Origin of the sequence: Acinetobacter sp., from assembly GCF_036659555.1 — a bacterium.
Taxonomy (GTDB): Bacteria; Pseudomonadota; Gammaproteobacteria; order Pseudomonadales; family Moraxellaceae; genus Acinetobacter.
Genome location: NZ_JAVXCI010000010.1, coordinates 25,322 through 48,483, shown reverse-complemented (window position 1 = coordinate 48,483; position 23,162 = coordinate 25,322). Strand labels below are relative to the sequence as shown.

The following is a 23,162-nucleotide window of genomic DNA, read 5'->3' as shown; positions in this document are numbered from 1 at the left end:
AACAAAACGAGCTCCAAAAATTCGATTTAAAAACGGTAAGACTCCGCCGTGAATAATCCAAGAGGTTAAGAGATTTACGGCGAAACCCCTTAACTGATCAGCATTACACATTGTGCGGTTTTTTTATTCTTCCGGCAGGCCTATTTTTAATAAGCGTGCCTAATGATAAAAGTAAGAAACCGGCGCCTAAGCGCCGGTTTTTTTATGGAAATGGCATAGCACTAGCCGGTCAGGTCTTGAGCCATTTGTCCGCTTTGGCCTGATCTGCCACTTTAAGCTCGGCAACCGCCAGCGCCGTTTCAGCGCCCTGCACTGCAAACTGCATCAGCTCATCACGGCGGAAGGCATGCACAGTATATTCGCCAGCCCGTTTCGCATATTGCGCCAGCAGCTTTTCAGAAGCTTTTAAGCCGTCTATCGCAATAATCACGTCATTGGCGGAAAGTCCAGCCTGCGCCGCTGCGCCGTCACGGCGGGCTGACTGCACCAGCACGCCTTCCGGCTTGTCCGCCGCTTTTAAGCCAAACGGCAGCGTTTTGTCGTGCTGCAAGGCATAGCTCAGGCCAAACTCCGGCAGCAGCTGGTCCAAAGGCAATTCATCGGTGGTATTAATCAGGTGATTAATCTGTTCAACCCAGCTGTCGCCGGTGAGTTCCTGGCACAGCTCAAAGACCGTGCGCTCATGCACTTGAATGCCGTTCTGCGCATTTTCATACAGCTTACGTATTAAAACGTCCAGACTGGAACCGCGCAGGCGCAAGCCTAAATCCAGACAGAGCGCCACCAGGCAGCCTTTATTGTAGTAGCTGGTGCCAGCATTATTGGAATTTTCATCCTGACGGTAGAATTTTACCCACGCGTCAAAGCTGGATTCAGATACCGGCTGGATAAAGCGGCCCGGATTCTGCAAATAGCGGTCAATCTGGGTTTTCAGCAGGACCAGATAAGACTCCTGACTAATCACGCCGCTGCGCAGCAGCATCAAATCATCATAATACGAAGTGAAGCCTTCAAAAATCCACAGCAGAGAGGTATAGCCCTCCCGGTTCAGGTCATAGTTGACGAAATTTTCCGGACGGATGAATTTCACCAGCCATGCGTGGAAATATTCATGGCTGCACAGGCCCAGAAAGCGCTGATAGTCTTTCGACGGCTCTGCAGGCTCATCCGCTTTCGGCAAGTCTTCGCGCGGGGTAATCAGGCTGGTGCTGTTCGCATGCTCCAGGCCGCCATAGCTGCTGCCCGTCGCCATAGTCATAAAGCTGTAGTCTTTAAATGGCGCTGAACCGAACATGGCAATGCCGGCGCCGCAGATTTTTTCAAGGTCCTGCTGCATGCGCTGCGCATTCATGGCGTGCTTGCCGGAAATAGCAAACTCATGCGCAATGCCGCCGGCCTCAAAGCTGAAGCGGCTCTGCTCCGCCAGTTCAAACGGCGAATCAATCAGCTGGGCATAATTATCCGCATATAAGGTATAGCGCCCTTTCACCAGGCTTTTAGACTTCAGGCCCGTGGCCAGCTGAAAATGCTTCAATTCATCCGGCAGGAATACCTCAACCTCAATGGCCTTGTCCTGCTGCCCGTCCAAGCCGAGGCATGCGCAGGCCGGATTGACATAGAGGCGCGACTGATCCGCATAGGCGCCGCGCACCGACAGATCATAGGCGTACACATCATATTCAACGGTAATCAGCTCATGATCGGTATTGAACAGGCGCCATTTATTCTTTTCAAATTTCTGAATTTTCAGCAGCCGCCCATCTTCATCATAAGCGCGCACAGATTCAATATGCTTGGAAAATTCACGGATTAAATAGCTGCCCGGAATCCAGGAAGGCAGGGAAAGCACCTGAGTCGGATCTGCTAAAAAGCGCGCGGTGACATGAATAAGGTGCTGACGGTAATCGTCAAATTCGATTTGATAATGCAGCATAATGGGCAATACAAAATAAAAAAAGCTAACTTGGCCCTAAGCTTAACATTTTTTGCTGCAGTGATGCGCAACTGCGCCAATTGTCTGCAATTAGCACTAGTCAGCAGAAAGAAAAAGGCATAGCATTCCTGCAATTTTTTGTATTTGTGGGCTCAGGGATGAGCCTTAAGGAACTTCATTGAAACGCGTGATCTACTTTATCGTGGCGCTGTGCGCTTTATGCTCCACGATAGCCAATGCTGCCCTGCTCAACATTAACCCTGCAACCGTAGAAGCCGAGGCTTGGACCATCCTTGACCCGCAGTCAGGCCAGGTGGTTGCCGAACACAACAGCCATGTTCAGCGCGCTCCCGCATCGTTAACCAAAATGATGGTGGCCTATGTTGCGCTGAAAGAAATTCAGGCCGGCCGCCTGAATAAAAATGAAATGCTGACGGCAACCCCTGTGGTGAATACGGTGCAGTGGGATGAATCGCAGATGCGCCTGAAAGAAGGCGAACAGATTACGGTAGACCACCTTCTGGCTGGCCTGGTTGTCATGTCCGCCAATGACGCCGCGGTCACGCTGGCAGAGAAGATCTCCGGCGGCGTTCCTCAATTTGTTCAGCGGATGAATCAAGAAGCCAAAGCGCTGGGCATGAATGACACCCATTTTCAGAACCCGGCCGGCATCACCATGCCGGAACATTATTCTTCGGCCTCTGACTTAGCCCGCTTAGGGCGCGCGCTGGTGCAGGAAACGCCTGAATACCTGACGTATTCCAAACAGACCAGTTTCAGCTACAACAACCGCTTTCACAAAGCGACCAATATCCTGCTGAATCAGGACCCGACGGTCGACGGCATGAAAACCGGCTTTACCAAAGCTGCCGGCTATAATTTAGCGCTCACCGCCAGCCGCCCGACCGGCCTGTACAATCAGCTGGACCGCCGCCTGATTGTTGTGGTGATGGGCACCCAAAGCGCCGCCAAGCGGGCTGAAACTGCGCATAAGCTGCTGAATCTGGCTTATGCCTATACCCGCAATGAAGTGGCCATTAAGGATAAGCAGCTGATTGCCGAGCTGCCGGTCATCAAGTCAACGCTGAAGATGTTCAAGGTTGAAACCAAAAAACCGCAGCTGATTACTACTTCGCTGTATGACCCTGCATTAACCATTGATATGAACACCTTTGACCAGCCGCATCAGCGCATTATGCTGGATATGGGCAATGGCATCGTGCAGAGCATTGAGCCGCTGCAGCAGACGCAGACCCGCATGAATCTTGAAATCAACGAAAAGCTGCTGACTGCGCCCTTAGCGCAAGTTATGAAGCTGGCCACCATCAATGTGTATCAAAACAATCAGCTGATCAACAGCATTGATATTGAAGATGAAGTCAAGATTGAAGAAGCCAATGTATTTGAACGCTTCCTGTTCTGGGTCAAAAGCCTGTTCGGCATTCTTTCCGCTGACGCCAATACCGTAAAAACTTACCCGCTGCAGCCGTGACGGTATTATGCGCGCTGCAGAACAATGCATGCAGCTGCTGAAAAGGAAGATGGCTGAAATACGCCATCTTCCTTTTTAGCGCAAAAATACAGCTGCGGGCGGACAGTTCAAGATTTTTTAAGCAAAAAAAGCGCGCCCAAAATAAAATTGCATTGAAATTTTCAGATTCACCCTTATTAATGAAAAAACCAGCATATAAATGCTGAAACTGCTTTTTTTCGTAAATTCGGTCTACAAAAAAGCAATTTCACTTTATGATGTACCCTTAAAAAATTGAATGGATCAATAACATGACTGCTATTGCAAATAACCTTGTGGTTTCTTTCCACTACACATTGACCAATGCTGAAGGTGAAACGCTTGACCAATCTCAAGGTGAACCACTTGCCTATTTGCACGGTGCAGGCAACATCATTCCTGGCTTGGAAAAAGCATTAGAAGGCAAAACTGTAGGCGAAAAATTCACAGTAAACGTTCCTGCTGCTGAAGGCTACGGCGAATACAACCCTGACCTGGTGCAGGAAGTTCCTGCGCAAATGTTCCAAGGCGTTGACAACATTCAAGCTGGCATGCAGTTCCAAGCGCAGACTGATGACGGCGTTCAAATTGTTACTGTTAAAGCAGTTGAAGGCGACAACATTGTCGTTGACGCTAACTTCCCGCTTGCAGGCCAAGACCTGACTTTTGAAGTTGAAATCATCGAAATCCGCGATGCTTCTCAAGAAGAGCTGGATCACGGCCATGTGCACGGCGCTGGCGGTCATCACCACTAAGACCCAAACGGTCTGAACAAAAGGCAAAGCCAGCGGCTTTGCCTTTTTTAATGCCTGCATGTTTAATACGCCCAGCTGCGCATGCGGTTAAATCGGCATAAAAAAAGCAGAGCGGATGCTCTGCTTTTCAGCTGAAAATTTACGCTGCAGCTTATCTGCGCTGATTGTAAATCTGCTGCGCCGCCGGCAGGTTTTTGCGCATCGCTTCAATGCGCTGGCCATTGGACGGGTGAGTCGACAGGAAGGATGAACCGCCTGCGCCTTCAAGCTTGTTCATTTTTTCCCACAGCGTAATGGCTGCCTGCGGATTATAGCCGGCTTTCGCCATCAGCAGCAGGCCGCCCTGGTCAGCGCGGCTTTCCAGGCTGCGTGAATACGGCAAGCCAATGCCAATCTGGCTGCCCAGCTGCGCCGCTGCAGTGCCAAACTGGCCAACGCTATCGCCGGCTGCGCTCAGGCCAATATTCAGCGCCAAATCAGTCAGCGCCTGAGCGCCGATTTTCTGCTTAGAATGCTCTTCCAAAGCATGCACCATTTCATGGCCCATAATCGCTGCAATTTCAGCATCGGTTAAATTCAGGCGCTCAACAATGCCGGTATACACCACAACTTTACCGCCCGGCGCAACAAAAGCATTCAGCTCGCTGGACTTCATGACCGCCAATTGCCATTGGAATGCCTGGCCAGTCTGGTTCATTTGATCTGCATAAGGCTTTAAGCGCATAAAGACATTGTTGACGCGCTTATAGGTGCTGGATGACATATCCAGCTGATTCTTGGATCTCGCATCCGCTACCATTTTCGTATAGTTCTGCGCTGCTGATGCATTTAAAGTTGCAGTATCCGCCCCGGCCATCTCGGCAACAGTTGTACAGCCGGAAAGCGCCACAGTGCCGGCAGTGCATAAGCTCATCAAAATATTTTTATTCATTATTCAGGACTCCAAAACCTGTACGGAAGCAATATGAAATTATCCGCAATTATATTCTTTAGATTTGAAGGGGAAACGGAGATAAAGCGCATTATCATAGGAATTATGTAAAGATATTTATGCTAAGAACTGAATATACAGCCAGTAGGCCAAACAGCCGCCATTTAAAACCAGATAAAACCGGCACAAAGGCTCAATCCGGGCTTCCAGCACTTCATCTTTGCGCTTAAAAAACAGATAGGCGTTCTGGATCAGAATCAGCGGCACCAGAATGCAGGCAATAATCACGGACAGCCCGATCAGCGCATTGTAAATAATCGCGGGGTCTTGCGTTTGCGCGCGGATGATCATCATCGCAATCGTCGGCGCGCCGCCCATGGCAAACAGCAAGGAATAAAAGATGGTTCCGGAAATATTTTTCTGCATCCTGCATAGCCTGAAATATGACTAGGCTTGCATTTTAGCAACTCCGCCCAATCTGTACAGCAGGCAGTCCTGCAACTTTAGTCTTGACCCATCCAGCCCGCTGATTTTTTGCATCAAGCAGCCGTAAAAAAGCCCCGCACGGGCGGGGCTTTTGATCATCTCAGTTCAAGCGGAGATTAAGCCTGGAACGGATGGCGCAAGATCATGGTTTCTTCACGGTCTGGACCGGTAGAAATAATGTCGATTGGGCATTCAATCAGCTGTTCAATGCGCTTGATGTAGTCAATCGCATTTTGCGGCAGCTGATCAAGGCTTTTCGCGCCGAAAGTCGACTCAGACCAGCCCGGCATTGTTTCGTAGATTGGCTTTAAAGTTTCAAATGCCAGCGCATCTGAAGAACCGACACAGCCGGAATCCGCAGCTTCGTAGCCTACACAGATTTTCACTTCTTCCAAGCCGTCAAGAACGTCAAGCTTAGTCAAGCAAATGCCTGAAAGCGAGTTCACATCTACAGAACGGCGCAGGATTTCAGCATCGAACCAGCCGCAGCGGCGCTGACGGCCAGTAGATGCGCCGAACTCAGAACCTTTGGTGCCGAGGTGCTTGCCAATGGCATCGCCCACGTCATTGGCTGCGTCATAGACCAGCTCAGTCGGGAACGGGCCAGCGCCTACACGCGTTGTATAGGCTTTGGTAATGCCCAAGACATAGTCAAGGTGCAATGGGCCAAGGCCTGAACCTGAGCTTACGCCGCCAGCAGTCGTGTTTGAAGAAGTCACATACGGATATGTGCCGTGGTCTACGTCAAGAAGTGAACCTTGCGCGCCTTCAAACATGATGTTGTCGCCGTTTTTACGGTAGTTATGCAGTTCAGTTGTTACATCCACAACCAGCGGAGCGACAACTTCGCGCCATTGGTCACACAGCGCAATCACATCTTCCAGATTAACCGCTTCTACGCCGTAGAATTGAGTCAGCTGGAAGTTATGGTATTCAAGAAGCTCAGTCAGCTGAGCTTTCAAATGCTCGCCGCCGCGCACCAAGTCCGCAACACGGATTGCGCGGCGCGCGACTTTGTCTTCATACGCAGGGCCAATGCCGCGGCCTGTGGTGCCGATTTTTGCATTGCCGCGCTTTTTCTCACGCGCCTGATCCAGTGCAATATGATTCGGAAGAATCAGCGGGCAGTTTGGAGAAATGCGCAAACGCGCTTTAACCGGCACGCCTTCTTTTTCAAGAATGTCCATTTCTTCGATTAAAGCAGCAGGTGAAAGCACAACACCGTTACCAATTAAGCACAGTACGTTTTCACGTAAAATACCTGATGGAATGAGGTGCAATACAGTTTTCTTACCGCCAACTACAAGTGTGTGACCCGCGTTATGCCCGCCTTGATAACGGACAACCGCAGCCGCCTGATCTGTGAGCAGGTCGACGATCTTGCCTTTGCCTTCGTCGCCCCATTGGGTACCCAGTACCACAACATTCTTGCCCATAAATAGCCTCATTACATCATGCTGTTAAAATTGAAAGCGGAACTGAATGACATGAACATTCAGCTCTGCAATTAAACTGTTTCGACTGTCCACTCGCCGGCAGCAAGAACCAATTGGTGCGTTGCATTCGGCACAGAGCTTAAATCATCATTACCTAATAACTGGATCACGCTTGAGCCTTGCGCACGCACGGCAGCAATGGCTTGAAGCAATGCCTTATCTGCGCCCTTCGGCGCAACAACGGTTTCAATCTGCTTGAACTGGCCTGCGCACAGCGCGTACAAGTCGCAGGAAAAGCCCGTTGCCGGACGCGCGCGTCCAAAGTGCTCGCCAATGCCGTCATAGCGCCCGCCTTGAGCCAATGGCGCTGCGCGGTTTGGCGCATATACCGCATACATTAAGCCGGTATGATAGTGATATGAACGCAGCTCCACCACATCAATGCCGATATGCAGCTCCGGCCAGCGCGCCTGAATTTCTGCCTGCGTCTTTTTCACGGCATCAAAAGCGTGCTTGAACTCTGCGTCTGCAATAATTTCTGCGCTTAAATTCGCCTGAAGCGCATCCAGATCGCTGGCATAGCGGCCCAGCGTATAGAAATCTGCGCCGAACTTTAATTCTTGCGTAAATTCAGCCAGTTCCGGCAAAGCTTTGCGCTGATACAAATCTGAAAGCTGGCGTTCCGCCGCTTTGGATAAATCCGCCTGCTTCACCAGGCTGCGGAACAGCCCGACATGGCCCAAATCCAGATGGATGCCGTCAGCCAAGCCGGCGTTTTGAATCAGGCTGAGCATGACGTCAACCATTTCAACGTCTGCATCAATGCTGTCTGAACCGAACAGCTCCGCGCCCAGCTGCAGCGGCGCGCGCGTAGTATTAAAGCCCTGCGGCTTAGTATGCAAAACTGTGCCGGCATAGCAGTAGCGCGCCACGCCTTCGACCGGATGCACATGCGCATCAATGCGTGCCACTTGCGGCGTCATATCAGCGCGCACGCCAAGCAGACGGCCAGAAAGCTGGTCAATGACTTTAAAAGTGGCTAAGTCTAAATCTTGATTCGATTCTGAAAGAGAAGAAAGAGATTCAATGTATTCGATAAATGGCGTGTACACCAGCTGATAGCCCCGGGATGCGAGGAAATCCAATGCTTCACGGCGCAAAGCTTCAATGACTTGCGCCTGTTCTGGTAATACATCAGCTACACCATCAGGTAATAACCATGTCTCTGAAATGGGCATGTTGTAAGCCTAAATACTGGTCAGCGCGGAAATAATCCGCATAAAAAAATCGGGAGCACACCCGATTTCTCCTAGTGTAGCACGTTCGTTTTGGCCATGCACCCGCCAATTCAGGAAAATTATGATTTATCGGCTCAAATCCGCCCCGCAGCGCCCGGGCTGCGCTGCACCGGCATAAACTGCTGAAAAAATCATGCAAAATCAGCACTTCGCGGCTTCCAGCAAATCAGCGCCAGCGGTTCCGCTGCGCCTTGGCTTGCGGTGCTTTTTTTATTCAATAAAAAATTGCTTCCGGAAAAAATTACCCTATAATTCTTGTCATTCAAGCCCAATAAACAATCAAATCCAACAAATATATTTACTGATTTTCAAGCCTTAATGTTACAGGGGAAAGCTATGGAACTGCACAGCAACTTATACTACAGGCACGCCGATGCTGAAGTCATGGCGAAGCTTGGCCGCCTATTTGAAACGCATCGAGGCGATGCGGATAAATTCATTGCGCTCGCCAGCGAAATCAATCCGCAGCATGGCGCCGAACTGGCCGCTGAAATTATAGACAGCGTGGACAGTCTTGAATACGACCTTGGGCCGGAACTTTTATACCCAGTCGAAGGCTATTCAGTTGCGCATTTTGTGCACGGCTCAGCCGGCGATGAATTTATGGAAGCCATCCTGTTCTTCATTAAAGCGCTGGTTCCGGACATTCATGCGCAGGCCTGGGGCTGCGGCGATGACGACCCGTGGGAATTCTGGTTTAAGTTTGAAGGCGATGAGCTGATCCGCGAAGATGATGAACCGCTGAATGACCCGGAAGAAGACGAAGAAATCAAAGCCAATGTTTACGCATGGTGGCATGCCGATATGCCGGAAAAAATCAAGGAAGGCTTTTTAAACCGGAACGACTGAATTCCGCCTGAGGGGGGAACTCTCCCCTCAAACCAGCGCCGCTCTACCGCACTCTTCCAGCCCCCTTAAAGCAGCGGCAGCGCTGTCGTCTGCTTGATCTTCTGCAGGGGAATTTCGGTTTTGACATTTTGAATGCTAGAGATTTTATTCAAGCGCTGAATCTGAAATTTCCGGTAGGCATCCAGATCCGCCACCATAATGCGCAGGAAAAAATCACAGTCGCCCGCCATCAGCTGGCACTCCACCACTTCATCCATGGACTGAATGGCCTCGACAAAAGCGTTTACGGTTTTTGCATCCTGCCCTTTCAGCCAGATCCGCGCAAAAACCGTCAAGCCTAAATTCACTTTCTGCGGATTCAGCAGCGCCACATATTTTTCAATAATGCCGTCATCCTCCAGCTGCTTGACGCGGCGCAGGCACGGCGATGGCGACAGTCCGACTATTTGCGCCAGCTCCACATTCTGCAGCTTGCCGTTGCGCTGCAGCGCCTGAAGTATTCTTTTATCAATTTGATCCATGCTTAACCTCAGCATCAACTGCCGCTTTTTATTCAGTTAGCGCAATTTTATGCTAAAAACACGGTTTTAAAAATAAAATTAGGCGCCCCATGCCAAAGCCGGCGCCCTAAAATCAATGCTTCAGTTTTTTTGATTGGGCAAAACCTCATGCTGACGTTCCGAACCGCCTCAGCGGATTTAACAGCATCGGATAAATTTTCAGAATTCAAGCGCGGCCTGAAAATATCCATTCCGCTGCTGCTGGCGATTATCCCCTTTGCCTTGGTGCTTGGTGCGCAAGCCGCGCAAAAAGGCTTTTCAGCGCTTGAAGTGCCGCTGCTGACCGGGCTAAATTTCGCCGGCGGCTCTGAATTTGCCATTTTAGAGGTCTGGACCAATCCGCCTAATATCATCATGCTGATATTCATTACTTTTTTAGTCAACAGCCGGCATTTGCTGATGGGCGCCAGCCTGGCGCCTTATCTGCGCCACTTGCCCAATAAAACCGCTTTTTCCGCGCTGTTTTTCATGTGCGATGAAAGCTGGGCGCTGGGCTTGGCCGATGCGCAAAAGAAGCAAAGCTTTCTGGGCCAGCAGCGCGCCTTCAGCATGATGTTTTATGCCGGCTTATGCTTCGCTTTATATGTGATGTGGGTCGGATTTACCGCTTTAGGCGCGGTGATTGGCCCGGTATTGGGCGACATTAACCGTTTCGGCTTTGACATGGCTTTTCCGGCAGTATTTTTAGTGCTGCTGCGCGGCATGTGGAAAGGCCTGCGGGCGGCGCGCCCGTGGCTGGTCAGCTTAGCCGCGGCGGCTTTGGCTTATCTGTACCTGCCTGCCGGCTGGCATGTGCCTATAGGCGCAGTCTGCGGCATTGCTTCCGCGCTGCTTTTAACCGGAGATGACGCATGATTCATTCCGCCACGCTGAGCGCCATCCTGTTTATTGCAGCCACGACTTACCTGACCCGCATCCTAGGCTATGTCCTGCTGAAAAATAAAACCCTGAGCGCTAAGCAGCGCCAGATTTTAGAAGTGGTTCCCGGCTGCGTGCTGATCTCAGTGATCGCGCCTTATTTTGTCAGGAACAATCCGGCTGACCTGATCGCTATTGCCGTTGCCCTGCTGGCAGCCTCGCGCTTTTCCCTGCTGCCGACGGTTGCCGTCAGCATGGCCTCGGCAGCCGTGTTAAGGCTGGCTCTGGCCTAATCGATAAGAAAGCCCCTTTGCAGATCATGCAAAGGGGCTTTTAACACTTTTATTTTCAAAAAAATTTCAGATTGAATCAGTCTTTAGGGCTGACCACTTTTGCCAGCAAAGTCACCAGCTCCGCATTCTGCAGCTCCACCTGCTGCAGCTTATGCGAGGTCTGATCCAGCGCTTCCTGCTGCACATGCATTTTTTTGGCCAAGTCCTGCATGATTTCCAGCGTTTTTCTCAGGTTCTCTTCCAGATGAACAATTTTTTCTTCCAGATGAAAGTTCGCTGCAACTTCCGCATTATCTTCCTGATTCTTGAACTGCAGCCAGATCAGGAAAATAACCGCCAGCGACAGTAAAAAAATAAATCCCCATAATAAAATCATCAGCGCTACTCTTTATAGATTTAATCAGGCTTATCTTAACCAAAATCCGCGTCAATATTCTGAGAAAAAACAGCAATTCACTCTTTTTGCGATCAAAAGCAGCCTGCCCAGTACGCATGGCCCCTTTAAGCCAGCCTCCCGCATGCTTTTTCAGCGCGCGCCGGCAAAAATAAAGCGCCTGACGGCGCTCTATGCGGCTCATGATGCAAATGATTCACATAAATCCAGCAGCCGGTTTGCATAGCCCCATTCATTGTCATACCAGGCAAATACTTTGGCCTGGCGCCCAACCGCCATGGTCTGGCTCAAATCCACAATCAGCGAATAAGGCGAATGATTGAAATCGCTGGACACCAGCGGCTCATCGGTCACAGCCATAATTGAGGCATAATCCTGTTCGGCGGATTTCACCAGCACTTCATTCATTTTATGCACCGTAACGGGCGATTGCGAAATAAAGGTCAGATCTATCGCCGCCACATTAATGGTCGGCACCCGGATTGAAAAGCCGTCAATGCGGTTTTCCATTTTCGGCATCACCTGCTTCAGCGCGCCCAGCGCGGACGATGTGGTCGGAATAATGTTCTGCCCGGACGCGCGCGCGCGGCGCAGATCACGGTGCGCATGGTCCAGCACGGACTGGTCTGCCGTCACTGCGTGAATTTCCGTCATCATGGCGGATTCTATACCGAAGGCGTCATCAATGATTTTCACCAGCGGCACCAAAGCCTGCGTGGTGCAGGACACGCTGGAAATAATCTGATCGGCAGCTTTCACATCATGATGGTTGACGCCATACACAATGGCCGCATCTACGCTGTCAAAAGGCGCCGCCCCGATAATCACCCGCTTGGCGCCAGCTGCAATATGCTGTGTCGCCGCTTCGCGCGAGCGGAACAGCCCGGTGCATTCCAAAACCACATCAATATTCAGCCCGCGCCACGGCAGCTGCGCCGGCTGGGCTTCGCACAGGATCTGCACCCGCAAAGCCGATGCGCCCGCCCGGATGCTTAAATACTGCCGGCCCGCTTCGGCTTCTATGGCCGCCGCGCCATGAAAGCGCCCGTGGGTTGAATCGTATTTGAACAGATGCAGCAGCGTTTCCGCATCCGCAATATCATTGATGGCGGCAATTTCAAAATGGAATTGTTGAGGATTTTCAAACCACGCGCGCAGAACGTTGCGCCCAATTCGGCCAAATCCATTAATTGCCACTCGCTGCATGACTTATCCTTCATTTTGGAACAATTACAAAGCGCCTATATGTTAATGGATTTCCTGCGCAAACCGTTATCATTTATTCAATTAAGGCTTATTCAGCCTGGCTGTATTTCCCGCCCTGCAGCCCGCTTTGCGCAAAATATCCAGCCGCTGCAATGCAAGCTCTTGAATTTTATTGGCCTGGACAGCCCTGCTGCGCGCAGCCTGAAGAAAACGGCCGGCGCCGCGGATGCCCAGCCGCCAGCGCAAAAATCCGCACAGCTCAGCCGGAATTGCCGCCAGTTTCAATTGATTTGTCCGCTTTTTTCAGCGCAATAGCCGGATTTTTTGAATTGCGCAAAAAGCAGCATAGTTCATTGAAAAACATTGGTCGATACGGCTTTTTCCGTTATAATTTGGCGTTTTAAAAATTTTAAGCCAGTCTCTCAAGCCAGCCTGATAAAAAGCCAGCCCTGCCTGAGAAACTATAAGCCAAACCGGAAATTAAGGAGTGACTTGGTTGTGAGTACTCGTATTATGACAACTGCTGAAATACGTGAAGCTTTTTTGCGTTACTTTGAATCGCAAGGACATACACGTGTCGCGTCGAGTTCACTTGTACCTGCCAATGACCCTACTCTGCTTTTCACCAATGCAGGGATGAACCAGTTTAAAGACTGCTTCCTTGGATTGGAAAAACGCGATTATGTACGCGCAACAACATCACAAAAATGCGTGCGCGCGGGCGGAAAGCACAACGACTTGGACAATGTCGGCTATACAGCGCGCCACCATACTTTTTTTGAAATGCTGGGCAACTTCTCGTTTGGCGACTACTTTAAGCGCGACGCCATCAAATTCGCCTGGGAATTTTTAACCGGCGATGAATGGCTGGCGCTGCCGAAAGACAAATTATACGCCACCGTTTACCACACCGATGACGAAGCGTTTGAAATCTGGAACAAGGAAATTGGCCTGGACGCCAGCCGCATTATCCGCATTGGCGACAATAAAGGCGGAAAATACGCATCAGACAACTTCTGGGCAATGGGCGATACCGGCCCTTGCGGCCCATGTTCTGAAATTTTCTTTGACCATGGCGACCACATCTGGGGCGGCCTGCCGGGCACACCTGAAGAAGACGGCGACCGCTTCATTGAAATCTGGAACAACGTATTCATGCAGTTCAACCGCACTGCGGACGGCGTGCTGCATAACCTCCCGGCCCCGTCTGTTGATACCGGCATGGGCTTAGAGCGCATTTCAGCAGTTCTGCAGCACGTCAATTCAAACTACGAAATTGACCTGTTCGAGCACCTATTGAAATCCGCCGCTGAAATTATCGGCGTAGACATGAACCAAGCCGAAGCGGATGCCCAGGCGAAAGGCGCAACTGCTGACTACCCTGCATCGCTGAAAGTTGTCGCTGACCATGCGCGCTCATGCTGCTTCCTGATTGCGGACGGCGTGAACCCGTCAAATGAAGGCCGCGGCTATGTGCTGCGCCGCATCATCCGCCGCGCAGTGCGCCACGGCAACAAATTGGGCGCAACCGGCTCATTCTTCCATAAAATGCTGCAGCCGCTGATTGCCGTGATGGGCGCTGCCTATCCTGAGCTTGAAGCCAATAAAGCGCGCATTGAAGCGCAGCTGCTGAAAGAAGAAGAACAGTTCGCTAAAACTTTAGAGCAGGGCTTGAAGCTGCTTGAAGGCGAATTGGCAAACTTGAAAGGTTCTGTGATTGCGGGCGAAACAGTATTCAAGCTGTATGACACTTACGGCTTCCCGACCGATTTAACCGCTGACATTGCCCGCGAACGCGATTTAACCATTGACGAAGCCGGCTTTGAAATTGAAATGGCTGCGCAGCGCCAGCGCGCGCGCGATGCAGGCAAATTCGCCGTTGACTACAACAGCATTGTGAAAGTTGAAGGTGAAACCCAATTTGACGGCTATGACGCAACTCAAGGCCAAGGTCAAATTATTGCCCTGTATAAAGACGGCGAACAGGTGGATGAAGTTGTTGAGGGCGATGAAGCGCTGATCGTGCTGAACCAGACGCCTTTCTATGCGGAAAGCGGCGGCCAAGTCGGCGACACCGGTATTCTCAAAAATGAGACCGGCATCTTTGAAGTTCAGGACACTAAAAAGTCCGGTGGCGCATTCGTGCATCAGGGCATTGTGACCGTGGGCAGCCTGAAAGCATCGCAAAGCGTAGAAGCGGCTGTGGAAGCGGATCTGCGCGCAGCCACTGCGCGCAACCACTCTGCGACTCACCTGCTGCACGCTGCGCTGCGCCAAGTTTTAGGCGCGCATGTACAGCAGAAAGGTTCACTGGTTGCCAGCGAGCTGCTGCGTTTTGACTTTGCCAATGACCAGCCGGTGACATTTGCACAGCTGCAGGAAATTGAACGCATTGTTAACCGTGAAGTAATTGCCAATACGGCCGTATCTACCGAACTGCTGGACATTGACGCTGCCAAAGAAAAAGGCGCGATGATGCTGTTCGGCGAAAAATACGGCGATGAAGTCCGCGTCCTGTCTATGGGTTCAGTTATTGAAGAGCAAAACTTCTCGATTGAGCTGTGCGGCGGTATTCACGTTAAGCTCACAGGCGATATCGGCCTGTTCAAAATCACCTCTGAAGGCGGCGTAGCTGCCGGCGTGCGCCGCATTGAAGCGGTCACAGGCGTGAAAGCAGTTGAAGCTGCGCAAAAAGCCGACCGCGACATTCATGCAATCAACGATTTGCTGAAAGCGCAGAAAGATCAGACTGTGGAAAAAGTTGAAAGCCTGGCGTCTACAGCCTCCAGCCTGCAGAAGCAGATTGAGCAGCTGAACCAGAAGCTTGCCAGCTTCCAGGCGGCTGAACTGCTCAGCCAAGTGCAGACCATTGCCGGCCGCGCGACTTTAATCACCACAGTGCAAAACACAGATGCAAAATCACTGCGCAGCCTGCATGACGGCGTAAAGTCTAAGCTGGAAAATGCCGTGATTGTGATTGCCGCTGTCGATGGCGACAAAGTCAGCTTAATTGCTTCTGTAGCCAAAGAGTTTACAGCTGCAGTCAAAGCCGGCGACATTATCAAGCACTTGGGCCAAGAGCTGGGCGGCAAAGGCGGCGGCAAGCCGGACTTGGCGCAAGGCGGCGCGCCGCTGAACGATAAGCTGGCCCCTGTAATGGCCAGCCTGACGGCTTGGCTGGAACAGAAACAGCAGGGTTAAAATTTAATGCTAAGGCTGAGCCTGCTGATCACTGCTTTAATAAGCCCAATGCTGCATGCCGGGACACATTATCAGTTGACAGTGCCAAGCAGGCCCATGCCTTACTGCGAATTTATGCCGTTTGACTATGTTGACAAAAAGATTGTCGTCACCGAAGTCTACAATCGAATTCACATCAAGCAGCCTGTAAAACTGGAATTCATCCGCAAAGATTCCAAGCCATTAACAGGACTGCAGTTATGGAGTCCAAAGGGCCGGGTTCAAGCAATCCGGCTCTCTGACGCAAAGTATCAATATAAGCTTCCCGCTTTGAAAAAAGGGGAATTTTATGAGCTACGTGGTATATTGAAACCGCCCGCTCAAGGCGGCTTCAAAATATGTGTAAGTGCTTTAAGTCTTTAGACTTATTTACTTGGTAAGGATAGTTATGGCATTAATCGTTCAAAAATATGGCGGCACCTCTATGGGTACTCCCGAGCGCATTTTAAATGTTGCTCGCCGTGTAAAGCGCTGGCATGATCACGGCCACAAAGTTGTGGTTGTCGTATCAGCCATGAGTGGCGAAACCAATCGCCTGCTTGCTTTAGCGAAAGCCATTAGCGCAACCCCGGATCCGCGTGAACTCGACCAGATGGTGTCTACCGGTGAACAGGTAACGATTTCCATGCTGGCGATGGCGCTGAATTCGATTGGCGTTGAAGCTAAATCGCTGACAGGCCGCCAAGTTGGCATTAAAACCGACAGCGCATACACTAAGGCCCGCATTGAATCGATTGATACCGATGTCATGACTGGCCATCTGGATGCAGGCCGCGTTATTGTGGTTGCCGGCTTCCAGGGCTTTGATGATGAAGGCAACACCACCACATTAGGCCGCGGCGGTTCTGACACTTCGGGTGTGGCGCTGGCGGCGGCGCTCAAGGCGGATGAATGCCAGATCTATACAGATGTAGACGGCGTTTACACCACTGACCCGCGCGTTGCGCCTAAAGCCAGAAAAGTTGACCGCATTTCATTTGAAGAAATGCTGGAAATGGCATCACTTGGTTCTAAAGTCCTGCAAATCCGCTCTGTAGAATTTGCCGGCAAATACCAGGTGCCTTTACGCGTATTATCAAGTTTTGATAATGACGATGATGGCGCATTCGACGGAACACTAATCACCACTGAGGCGGAAGACAACATGGAACAACCAATTATCTCAGGCATCGCGTTTAACCGTGACGAAGCAAAATTAACTATTTTAGGCGTTCCTGACGAACCGGGCATCGCCTCTAAAATTCTGTCTCCGATTGGCGCTGCCAATATCGAAGTAGACATGATCATTCAGAATGTTGAAGAAGACGGCACCACTGACTTCACTTTCACAGTAAACCGCGGCGAACTGGCAAAAGCCAAAGCGATTCTGGAAGCCACGGCAAAAGCCATTGGCGCGCGTGAAGTTGCCACCCGCGACGACATTGTGAAAGTTTCAATTGTCGGCGTAGGCATGCGCTCGCACGCAGGTGTTGCCAGCAAAATGTTCACCGCTTTGGCGGAAGAAAGCATCAATATCCTGATGATTTCCACCTCTGAGATCAAAATTTCAGTCATTATTGAAGAAAATTACTTAGAGCTTGCTGTGCGCGCATTGCATACCGCATTTGGCTTAGACCGCGAGCACGGCGAGTCAAGTGTACGCGCGTAACTAAATGTGTCGGAAAATGTCATTGTTAGACAGTTTTTGAAAAACACCATAAAAATGCTGAGCCACTATAGTTTTTTTTATAGTGGCTCTGCTATATTAACCCTGAGGATTTTTGAGGAAATTCAATCAGCGCTGCATCTGCAGCCGTCTGTTATTACTGACATCTGGTAAAATTTCCTTTGCTTTTTCAGGTTATATTTTTATATTTTAGATCAATTGCAGGTTTAGCGTTTTGCAAGGAGATAAACATGCTGATTCTGACTCGACGTGTCGGAGAAACATTGATGATTGGGGACCAAGTCAGCGTGACTGTGCTTGGGGTTAAAGGCAATCAGGTGCGTATTGGCGTAAATGCTCCAAAAGAAGTATCCGTTCACCGTGAAGAAATTTACCAGCGCATTCAGCACGAACGCGCTATGCACGAGCATCTGCAGCATCTTGATCAAGATTACCAGCCTTCTTTTGAAGATGATAATCTCTCACAAAATAACTTTAATCGCTAAGATTAAGTATTTTGCAGAAAATAAAGCGGCTATTCAGCCGCTTTAAATTTTTCCGCATCAGCCGGCTGTCCCGCCGACCATCTGCTCCAGCGCCTTGCGCACCGGCCCAAAACTGCGCCGGTGCTCAGCAATCACGCCATGCTCGGCAATCGCTTCAAAATGCGCCTTAGTTGGGTAGCCTTTGTGCTTGGCAAAGCCGAATTGCGGATGCTGCCGGTCCAGCTCAGCCATTTCACGGTCACGGCTGACTTTCGCCAGAATACTGGCCGCTGAAATTTCTGGGTGAATAGCATCCCCGCCCACTACCGCATCGCAGCTCACGCTCAGCCCTTGCGGAATTTTATTGCCGTCCACCAGCACATGCTCCGGCTGCACGCCCAGCTTCTCTACAGCGCGGCGCATCGCCAGCAGCGAAGCCTGCAGAATATTAAGCTCATCAATTTCCGCAGCTGAAGCTTCCGCAACCGCCCAGGCCAGCGCTTTTTCCTGAATTTCAGCAAACAGCTTTTCACGCTTTTTTTCACTGAGTTTCTTTGAATCGTTCAAGCCCTCAATCGGGTTTTCCGGATCCAGAATAACCGCAGCAGCCACCACAGAACCGACCAAGGGGCCGCGGCCTGCCTCATCTACACCAGCAATTTTCATCATTTCCACCTGTACAGCAGCAAAAAAAACAGGCTGAAGCTGCCAGCCTGCCTTCAATTTTCAAAATGCTTAGCGCACAGCTTCCTGCACGCAGGCATTGATGGTTTTGGACACCACACTGCTGACCAATGCAGCGCGCGCTGCAGGGTCCATTGCCGCCACTGCCAAATCAACCGCTGTTACGCTTTCCGGCGCTTTTTCACTGACGCATCCGCAAATATCGGCTTGAATATTCTGCTTTTGCGTTTGCGTCATGAGCTTGGTCGCAGCCTGCCATGCAGGAATATTATTGATTTCAGTTGTGCATTTTGCATTGATGGCAATTTTAACCGCAGCCGAGCCGAGCTGCTGCGCTGTGGCCTGCGTTCCTGCCGTATTGGCGCCGGTAGATGTGCCGGTTGCCGTACAGGCCGATAGAACCATCGCCAGCGGCGCCATCACAGCAATTAATTTATTCACGTTCTTTCCTCATCTCGCTTGAATTGAATGCGACTATTTTGCGCAAAGTTGAATCCAGAGGAAATACTAAATTCATCAATCCATGCCATTTGCACATTAAAAATACATCTGGAAGCGTTGCAGAATTTCAACGCTATGTTGCTGAATTGCGCTTTTTATCCGGAAACAAATAAAATAACATTTATCAATCTGAACCAGCTCGATATTCAAAATGAAAAACACCACGGGATACTACACACGGACGGCGCAGCTGCTGCATTGGCTCATGGCCATTATTTTTATTGCAGCCTGGCTGATCGGGTTTTACAGCGGCAATTTTTTAAACTATGAAACCGACGGCAGCTTTAAAGGCGATGTCATTACCCTGCACAAGAATATCGCCACGACCATCATCTTTTTAGTGGTGGTCCGGATTTTCTGGCGCTACACTCACCCTGCGCCTGAACTGCCGGACAGCATGTCGCCGATGATGAAAAAGCTGGCGCATCTGGGGCATCTGGGCCTGTATTTTGTGCTGCTGGCCTTGCCGATTACCGGCTGTCTGTTCAGCTGGAGCGCGGGCCATCCTGCGCCTGTGCTGTATTTATTTGATATTCCGAGCCTGGTGCCGGAAGATCCGGATCTGCTGGCCGTTGTTAAACCGCTGCATGTCTATATTTCCTGGGCAGCCGGCCTGCTGCTTGCGGGTCATATTCTGGCAGCCTTGAAGCATCATTTTATTGATAAAGACAATGTTTTAACCAGCATGACTAGACAGGGGAAATAAGGCTGCCAGGTTCAGCGGCCAATGCCTTGCGCTGGGCTGCGCCTGCTTTTTAATATAGTTTTTATTGCAACTGCTTGAAAATAAAAAAGGCAGATAATTTATGCGCTCTTAAGCTTTAGAGCTTGCACTGCCTCATTTTTGCTTTAAAAGTTTAAAAGCCTTTGCGCAGGCAAGGCCCTACTTTGGAAAGACCCAAAGTAGGCAAAAGTCTTTTGTTACCCATACACGGCGTCCTTGCCGTGATGGGTAACATGCGGCATCCATGCCGCACCGCGTATCAGAAGTTTGTTTACTCGACTATGGGACAGCAATACAACCCTGCCGCCTTTCAACTCTTGAAAAATTACCGCAAATCTTAAGCCAGCTTCTCAATCTGAGCTTTCCACTGCTGCTTTTCCGCATCAGAAATAAACGAAGCTTCAAAAGAGTTCACAGCCAGCTGCTTCAGCTCTTCGTTGCTTAAATCCAGTGCTTCGGCAACCGCAATGAAGTTATCATTCATATAGCCGCCAAAGTAGGACGGGTCATCCGAGTTGACTGTAACCTGCACGCCCTGCTGCAGCAGGCGGCGGATATTGTGCTCCGCCATGTCATTCACCACGCACAGCTTCAGGTTGCTGAGCGGGCAAACCGTCAGCGGCATTTTTTCCTCAATCAGGCGCTGCATCAGCTGAGGATCTTCTTCCGAGCGCACCCCATGGTCAATACGGTTCACTTTCAATACATCCAAAGCTTCCCAGACATATTCAGCCGGCCCTTCTTCGCCCGCATGCGCTACCGTCAGGAAACCCAATTCACGCGCTTTGGCAAAAACCCGCTCAAATTTCGACGGCGGATGGCCCAACTCGCTGGAGTCCAAGCCGACAGCAATAATCTGCGCTTTAAACGGCAAAGCCTGCTCTAAAGTTTCAAAAGCAGCTTCTTCGCTCAAATGGCGCAGGAAGCACATGATTAAGCGCGAACTGATGCCCAGCTTCCGCTGCGCGTCGTCACAGGCGCGCTGCAGGCCATTGATCACGGTTGCAAACGCAATACCGCGGTCGGTATGGGTTTGCGGGTCAAAGAACATTTCCGTATGCACGACATAATCCGCAGCGCATTTCTCAAAATACGCCCAAGCCAGATCATAAAAATCCTGCTCATGAATCAGCACATTTGCGCCCGCATAGTAAATATCTAAAAAGGACTGCAAATTATGAAAGTTGTAAGCCTGCTTGACTTCTTCCACGGAATGGTAAGGAATGGCAATCCGGTTGCGCTGCGCGATTTCAAACATCAATCCGGGTTCAAAAGTCCCCTCAATATGCACATGCAGCTCTGCTTTCGGCAAAGCGCGAATCAGCTCAAGTTGATTCATCTGTTGTCCTCGTATCAATAAAAAAAGGGCGCAAACTGAGTTTACACCCTTTGTCCAGCTTGGCGGATCAGCCGCCGAAGACTGCAAATTTTATGGCCCAAAGCGCAGCGACAATCCACACCATATACGGCACAGTTTTCGCCTTGCCGGTAAACAGCTTAATCAGCGCATAGCTGATGAAGCCCATGGCAATGCCGTCAGAGATTGAATAGGTAAACGGCATAAACACAACGGTCAAAAATGCCGGAGCCGCTTCAGTAATGTCGTCCCACTCAATATGAATGATGCCCTGAATCATCAGCACGCCGACAAACAGCAGCGCCGGCGCAGTAGCAAAGCTTGGCACAGACTGCGCTAATGGCGCTAAAAACAGGCATAGGATGAAAAGCACCGCAACCACCACAGCGGTCAGGCCGGTGCGGCCGCCGGCAGCCACGCCTGCAGAAGATTCAATATAAGGCGTAGTCGAAGACGTGCCCAAAGCAGCGCCGGCGACAATTGCGGTAGAATCTGCAAACAGCGCTTTTTTCAGGCGCGGCAGCTTGCCGTCCTGCAGCAGGCCGGCGCGGTGCGAAACCCCGACCAGTGTGCCTGTAGAGTCAAACAGATCGACCAGAAAGAAGACAAAGATCACGCCAATCAGGCTGGCTTCAAATAAGCCGGAGAAATCCATCTGCATGAAGGTCGGCGCAATTGAAGGAACCTCGCCCACCACGCCTTTAAACTCATTAAAGCCGAAGGCTGTAGCAATCGCCGTAATCAGCAGAATACTGATGATGATTGCGCCGCGCACTTTGAACTGATGCATGATCACAATCAGCAGGAAACCCAGCAGCGCCAAAAGCACTGAAGGCTGGCTCAGGTCGCCCAAGCCGACCAAAGTGGCGTCATTTTTAACAATAATGCCTGCGTTTTTCAGCGCAACCAGCGCAAGGAACAAGCCGATGCCGCCGCCAATCGCCAGCTTCAGCGACATTGGGATGGAATTGACAATTGCTTCGCGGATTTTAAACATGCTGATTGCAATAAAGATTAAGCCTGAGACAAAAACCGCCGCCAATGCCGTCTGCCAAGGCACGCCCATGCCCAGGCAGACCGAATAGGTAAAGTAGGCATTCAGGCCCATGCCGGGCGCAAGCGCAATCGGATAGTTTGCAATCAGGCCCATCACCAGGCAGCCGATTGCGGCGGCAAGGCAAGTGGCTACAAAGACAGCCCCATGATCCATGCCGGTTTCGGACAAAATCATTGGATTGACAATAATGATGTAGCACATCGCAAGGAATGTGGTTACACCTGCGAGCACTTCTGTTCTGAAGGTGGTTTTGTTTTCACTCAGCTTGAACAGCCGCTCCAGTATATTTTCTGAAGATGGATTAGGAGTCGTCATGACCTAGCCCCTATTTAGTAAACTTTATGCCTTAAGCACTCCGCAAAATTAATCATAATGATGATTATCATTAATTTTGCGGATGTTCTAGCAATCTGCATGCCAGCACTTTCGTACTGCAGGAAAATATATTTGAATAATCAATTGGTTAAGCATTATTCATTGAATTGCTTAAACAGCGTCAACAAAAAAGCTGCATAACTCTTATGCAGCTTTATTTACCTGAATTAAATCAGAAGCTTAGCAAGCTATAAACCGATCTAATAATACATAGCGCGAATTATAACACATTGATTTTTATTGTTTCTAAATTTTATTTTCTGGATAAATAAAATATATTTAACATATTGGTTTTATTTAAAAGATATCCAATTTTATAAAGAAAAACCTGAAAACCATTTCCCGGCGGATGCGCTTAGTTTTCCGCGGCTTCAAAATGTTCAGCATGAATTCCCTGACCGGGCGCAATGCGCCTGTGCGGCTGCGAAGATTCATGAATCAGCCGGTTCAGTTCCGCCTGCTTTTTTGTTTCGGTATCCTTATAGACCATAAAACCAAGCACGCCCACGAGGAAGATAAAGATTGGAATCATCAGACCTTTCATAACCATCCCTTTTTATTGTTAACATTTTTTTTCATTATAAT

The 23,162-nt window shown here is 50.2% G+C and carries 24 protein-coding genes; 10 read left to right on the top strand and 14 right to left on the bottom strand.

Annotation, left to right across the window (positions count from 1 at the left end; genetic code table 11):
* Positions 1–229: 229 nt before the first annotated feature.
* Positions 230–1,933, bottom strand: a complete 1,704-nt coding sequence (locus tag RSA72_RS02730; RefSeq protein WP_332623949.1) for a M61 family metallopeptidase — start codon at positions 1,931–1,933, stop codon at positions 230–232.
* Positions 1,934–2,111: 178 nt separating this feature from the next.
* Between RSA72_RS02730 and RSA72_RS02725 the strand changes: the two genes are divergently transcribed.
* Together RSA72_RS02725 and slyD are read left to right on the top strand one after the other, a co-directional pair.
* Entirely contained in the window at positions 2,112–3,425 is a 1,314-nt protein-coding gene (locus RSA72_RS02725) for a D-alanyl-D-alanine carboxypeptidase PBP6B (RefSeq protein ID WP_332623950.1), read from the top strand.
* A 290-nt stretch (positions 3,426–3,715) separates the two neighbouring features.
* Positions 3,716–4,198: a peptidylprolyl isomerase gene (gene slyD, locus RSA72_RS02720; RefSeq protein WP_332623951.1), complete on the top strand. Its 483-nt coding sequence runs from the start codon at positions 3,716–3,718 to the stop codon at positions 4,196–4,198.
* 151 nt (positions 4,199–4,349) lie between these two features.
* Here slyD and RSA72_RS02715 read toward each other — a convergent pair whose 3' ends face one another.
* The 4 genes from RSA72_RS02715 to RSA72_RS02700 form a co-directional block, all read right to left on the bottom strand.
* Positions 4,350–5,129, bottom strand: coding sequence for a M48 family metallopeptidase (locus RSA72_RS02715; protein ID WP_332623953.1), 780 nt, complete (start codon positions 5,127–5,129; stop codon positions 4,350–4,352).
* A 117-nt stretch (positions 5,130–5,246) separates the two neighbouring features.
* Complete coding sequence (locus RSA72_RS02710; protein WP_332623955.1) at positions 5,247–5,555, bottom strand: hypothetical protein; 309 nt, start codon at positions 5,553–5,555, stop codon at positions 5,247–5,249.
* Between the two features lie 176 nt (positions 5,556–5,731).
* On the bottom strand, positions 5,732–7,051 hold the full coding sequence (locus tag RSA72_RS02705) for an adenylosuccinate synthase (RefSeq protein WP_332632719.1): 1,320 nt from the start codon (positions 7,049–7,051) through the stop codon (positions 5,732–5,734).
* Between the two features lie 71 nt (positions 7,052–7,122).
* Positions 7,123–8,289, bottom strand: a complete 1,167-nt coding sequence (locus RSA72_RS02700; protein ID WP_332623170.1) for an ATP phosphoribosyltransferase regulatory subunit — start codon at positions 8,287–8,289, stop codon at positions 7,123–7,125.
* A gap of 396 nt (positions 8,290–8,685) precedes the next feature.
* Between RSA72_RS02700 and RSA72_RS02695 the strand changes: the two genes are divergently transcribed.
* Positions 8,686–9,198, top strand: coding sequence for a hypothetical protein (locus RSA72_RS02695; protein WP_332623172.1), 513 nt, complete (start codon positions 8,686–8,688; stop codon positions 9,196–9,198).
* Positions 9,199–9,263: 65 nt separating this feature from the next.
* Here RSA72_RS02695 and RSA72_RS02690 read toward each other — a convergent pair whose 3' ends face one another.
* Positions 9,264–9,719 (bottom strand): Lrp/AsnC family transcriptional regulator, encoded by a 456-nt coding sequence (locus RSA72_RS02690; protein WP_332623173.1) that lies wholly within the window; start codon positions 9,717–9,719, stop codon positions 9,264–9,266.
* 147 nt (positions 9,720–9,866) lie between these two features.
* Here RSA72_RS02690 and RSA72_RS02685 point away from each other — a divergent pair, with 147 nt between their 5' ends.
* Together RSA72_RS02685 and RSA72_RS02680 are read left to right on the top strand one after the other, a co-directional pair.
* Positions 9,867–10,613, top strand: a complete 747-nt coding sequence (locus tag RSA72_RS02685) for an AzlC family ABC transporter permease (RefSeq protein ID WP_332623174.1) — start codon at positions 9,867–9,869, stop codon at positions 10,611–10,613.
* Positions 10,610–10,909, top strand: a complete 300-nt coding sequence (locus tag RSA72_RS02680; protein ID WP_332623176.1) for an AzlD family protein — start codon at positions 10,610–10,612, stop codon at positions 10,907–10,909. The genes RSA72_RS02685 and RSA72_RS02680 overlap by 4 nt, the downstream gene beginning before the upstream one ends.
* A gap of 76 nt (positions 10,910–10,985) precedes the next feature.
* Here RSA72_RS02680 and RSA72_RS02675 read toward each other — a convergent pair whose 3' ends face one another.
* The 3 genes from RSA72_RS02675 to RSA72_RS02665 are packed head-to-tail and all read right to left on the bottom strand — an operon-like array spanning position 10,986 to position 12,509.
* The gene (locus tag RSA72_RS02675; RefSeq protein WP_332623179.1) at positions 10,986–11,285 is read right to left on the bottom strand and encodes a hypothetical protein; all 300 of its coding nucleotides are present in this window, start codon (positions 11,283–11,285) and stop codon (positions 10,986–10,988) included.
* Positions 11,200–11,487 (bottom strand): hypothetical protein, encoded by a 288-nt coding sequence (locus RSA72_RS02670; RefSeq protein ID WP_332623181.1) that lies wholly within the window; start codon positions 11,485–11,487, stop codon positions 11,200–11,202. The genes RSA72_RS02675 and RSA72_RS02670 overlap by 86 nt, the downstream gene beginning before the upstream one ends.
* On the bottom strand, positions 11,484–12,509 hold the full coding sequence (locus RSA72_RS02665; RefSeq protein ID WP_332623182.1) for a type I glyceraldehyde-3-phosphate dehydrogenase: 1,026 nt from the start codon (positions 12,507–12,509) through the stop codon (positions 11,484–11,486). Before RSA72_RS02665 ends, RSA72_RS02670 begins: the two co-directional genes overlap by 4 nt.
* A gap of 498 nt (positions 12,510–13,007) precedes the next feature.
* On the opposite strand from RSA72_RS02665, the gene alaS reads away from it, so the two are divergent.
* The 4 genes from alaS to csrA all read left to right on the top strand — a co-directional run bounded on the left by alaS (position 13,008) and on the right by csrA (position 17,900).
* Positions 13,008–15,710 (top strand): alanine--tRNA ligase, encoded by a 2,703-nt coding sequence (alaS, locus tag RSA72_RS02660; protein ID WP_332623184.1) that lies wholly within the window; start codon positions 13,008–13,010, stop codon positions 15,708–15,710.
* Between the two features lie 6 nt (positions 15,711–15,716).
* Positions 15,717–16,112, top strand: coding sequence for a hypothetical protein (locus RSA72_RS02655; protein ID WP_332623185.1), 396 nt, complete (start codon positions 15,717–15,719; stop codon positions 16,110–16,112).
* 25 nt (positions 16,113–16,137) lie between these two features.
* On the top strand, positions 16,138–17,397 hold the full coding sequence (locus RSA72_RS02650; RefSeq protein ID WP_332632716.1) for an aspartate kinase: 1,260 nt from the start codon (positions 16,138–16,140) through the stop codon (positions 17,395–17,397).
* Positions 17,398–17,645: 248 nt separating this feature from the next.
* Positions 17,646–17,900, top strand: coding sequence for a carbon storage regulator CsrA (csrA, locus tag RSA72_RS02645; protein WP_067670698.1), 255 nt, complete (start codon positions 17,646–17,648; stop codon positions 17,898–17,900).
* Between the two features lie 57 nt (positions 17,901–17,957).
* Here the strand turns inward: csrA and rnhB are convergent, their stop codons facing one another.
* Positions 17,958–18,545, bottom strand: coding sequence for a ribonuclease HII (gene rnhB / locus RSA72_RS02640; RefSeq protein WP_332632721.1), 588 nt, complete (start codon positions 18,543–18,545; stop codon positions 17,958–17,960).
* A gap of 69 nt (positions 18,546–18,614) precedes the next feature.
* On the bottom strand, positions 18,615–19,004 hold the full coding sequence (locus RSA72_RS02635) for a hypothetical protein (RefSeq protein WP_332632712.1): 390 nt from the start codon (positions 19,002–19,004) through the stop codon (positions 18,615–18,617).
* A gap of 211 nt (positions 19,005–19,215) precedes the next feature.
* Between RSA72_RS02635 and RSA72_RS02630 the strand changes: the two genes are divergently transcribed.
* The gene (locus RSA72_RS02630; RefSeq protein WP_332621344.1) at positions 19,216–19,770 is read left to right on the top strand and encodes a cytochrome b; all 555 of its coding nucleotides are present in this window, start codon (positions 19,216–19,218) and stop codon (positions 19,768–19,770) included.
* Positions 19,771–20,125: 355 nt separating this feature from the next.
* Here RSA72_RS02630 and RSA72_RS02625 read toward each other — a convergent pair whose 3' ends face one another.
* The 3 genes from RSA72_RS02625 to RSA72_RS02615 all read right to left on the bottom strand — a co-directional run bounded on the left by RSA72_RS02625 (position 20,126) and on the right by RSA72_RS02615 (position 23,121).
* The gene (locus tag RSA72_RS02625) at positions 20,126–21,127 is read right to left on the bottom strand and encodes an adenosine deaminase (protein ID WP_332621343.1); all 1,002 of its coding nucleotides are present in this window, start codon (positions 21,125–21,127) and stop codon (positions 20,126–20,128) included.
* Positions 21,128–21,194: 67 nt separating this feature from the next.
* A complete protein-coding gene (locus tag RSA72_RS02620; RefSeq protein ID WP_332621342.1) occupies positions 21,195–22,517 on the bottom strand; it encodes an NCS2 family permease in 1,323 nt (440 codons plus the stop codon).
* 415 nt (positions 22,518–22,932) lie between these two features.
* A complete protein-coding gene (locus tag RSA72_RS02615) occupies positions 22,933–23,121 on the bottom strand; it encodes a hypothetical protein (RefSeq protein ID WP_332621341.1) in 189 nt (62 codons plus the stop codon).
* Positions 23,122–23,162: the final 41 nt, after the last annotated feature.

Coding starts and splice junctions, on each gene's coding strand:
- csrA (WP_067670698.1), top strand. CDS start 17,646: ATGCTGATTCTGACTCGACGTGTCGGAGAAACATTGATGATTGGGGAC.
- RSA72_RS02655 (WP_332623185.1), top strand. CDS start 15,717: ATGCTAAGGCTGAGCCTGCTGATCACTGCTTTAATAAGCCCAATGCTG.
- RSA72_RS02630 (WP_332621344.1), top strand. CDS start 19,216: ATGAAAAACACCACGGGATACTACACACGGACGGCGCAGCTGCTGCAT.
- RSA72_RS02705 (WP_332632719.1), bottom strand. CDS start 7,051: ATGGGCAAGAATGTTGTGGTACTGGGTACCCAATGGGGCGACGAAGGC.
- RSA72_RS02695 (WP_332623172.1), top strand. CDS start 8,686: ATGGAACTGCACAGCAACTTATACTACAGGCACGCCGATGCTGAAGTC.
- RSA72_RS02625 (WP_332621343.1), bottom strand. CDS start 21,127: ATGAATCAACTTGAGCTGATTCGCGCTTTGCCGAAAGCAGAGCTGCAT.
- RSA72_RS02615 (WP_332621341.1), bottom strand. CDS start 23,121: ATGAAAGGTCTGATGATTCCAATCTTTATCTTCCTCGTGGGCGTGCTT.
- RSA72_RS02620 (WP_332621342.1), bottom strand. CDS start 22,517: ATGACGACTCCTAATCCATCTTCAGAAAATATACTGGAGCGGCTGTTC.
- RSA72_RS02715 (WP_332623953.1), bottom strand. CDS start 5,129: ATGAATAAAAATATTTTGATGAGCTTATGCACTGCCGGCACTGTGGCG.
- RSA72_RS02685 (WP_332623174.1), top strand. CDS start 9,867: ATGCTGACGTTCCGAACCGCCTCAGCGGATTTAACAGCATCGGATAAA.
- RSA72_RS02665 (WP_332623182.1), bottom strand. CDS start 12,509: ATGCAGCGAGTGGCAATTAATGGATTTGGCCGAATTGGGCGCAACGTT.
- RSA72_RS02680 (WP_332623176.1), top strand. CDS start 10,610: ATGATTCATTCCGCCACGCTGAGCGCCATCCTGTTTATTGCAGCCACG.
- slyD (WP_332623951.1), top strand. CDS start 3,716: ATGACTGCTATTGCAAATAACCTTGTGGTTTCTTTCCACTACACATTG.
- RSA72_RS02650 (WP_332632716.1), top strand. CDS start 16,138: ATGGCATTAATCGTTCAAAAATATGGCGGCACCTCTATGGGTACTCCC.
- RSA72_RS02690 (WP_332623173.1), bottom strand. CDS start 9,719: ATGGATCAAATTGATAAAAGAATACTTCAGGCGCTGCAGCGCAACGGC.
- RSA72_RS02710 (WP_332623955.1), bottom strand. CDS start 5,555: ATGCAGAAAAATATTTCCGGAACCATCTTTTATTCCTTGCTGTTTGCC.
- RSA72_RS02730 (WP_332623949.1), bottom strand. CDS start 1,933: ATGCTGCATTATCAAATCGAATTTGACGATTACCGTCAGCACCTTATT.
- rnhB (WP_332632721.1), bottom strand. CDS start 18,545: ATGAAAATTGCTGGTGTAGATGAGGCAGGCCGCGGCCCCTTGGTCGGT.
- RSA72_RS02675 (WP_332623179.1), bottom strand. CDS start 11,285: ATGATTTTATTATGGGGATTTATTTTTTTACTGTCGCTGGCGGTTATT.
- RSA72_RS02700 (WP_332623170.1), bottom strand. CDS start 8,289: ATGCCCATTTCAGAGACATGGTTATTACCTGATGGTGTAGCTGATGTA.
- RSA72_RS02670 (WP_332623181.1), bottom strand. CDS start 11,487: ATGAGCCGCATAGAGCGCCGTCAGGCGCTTTATTTTTGCCGGCGCGCG.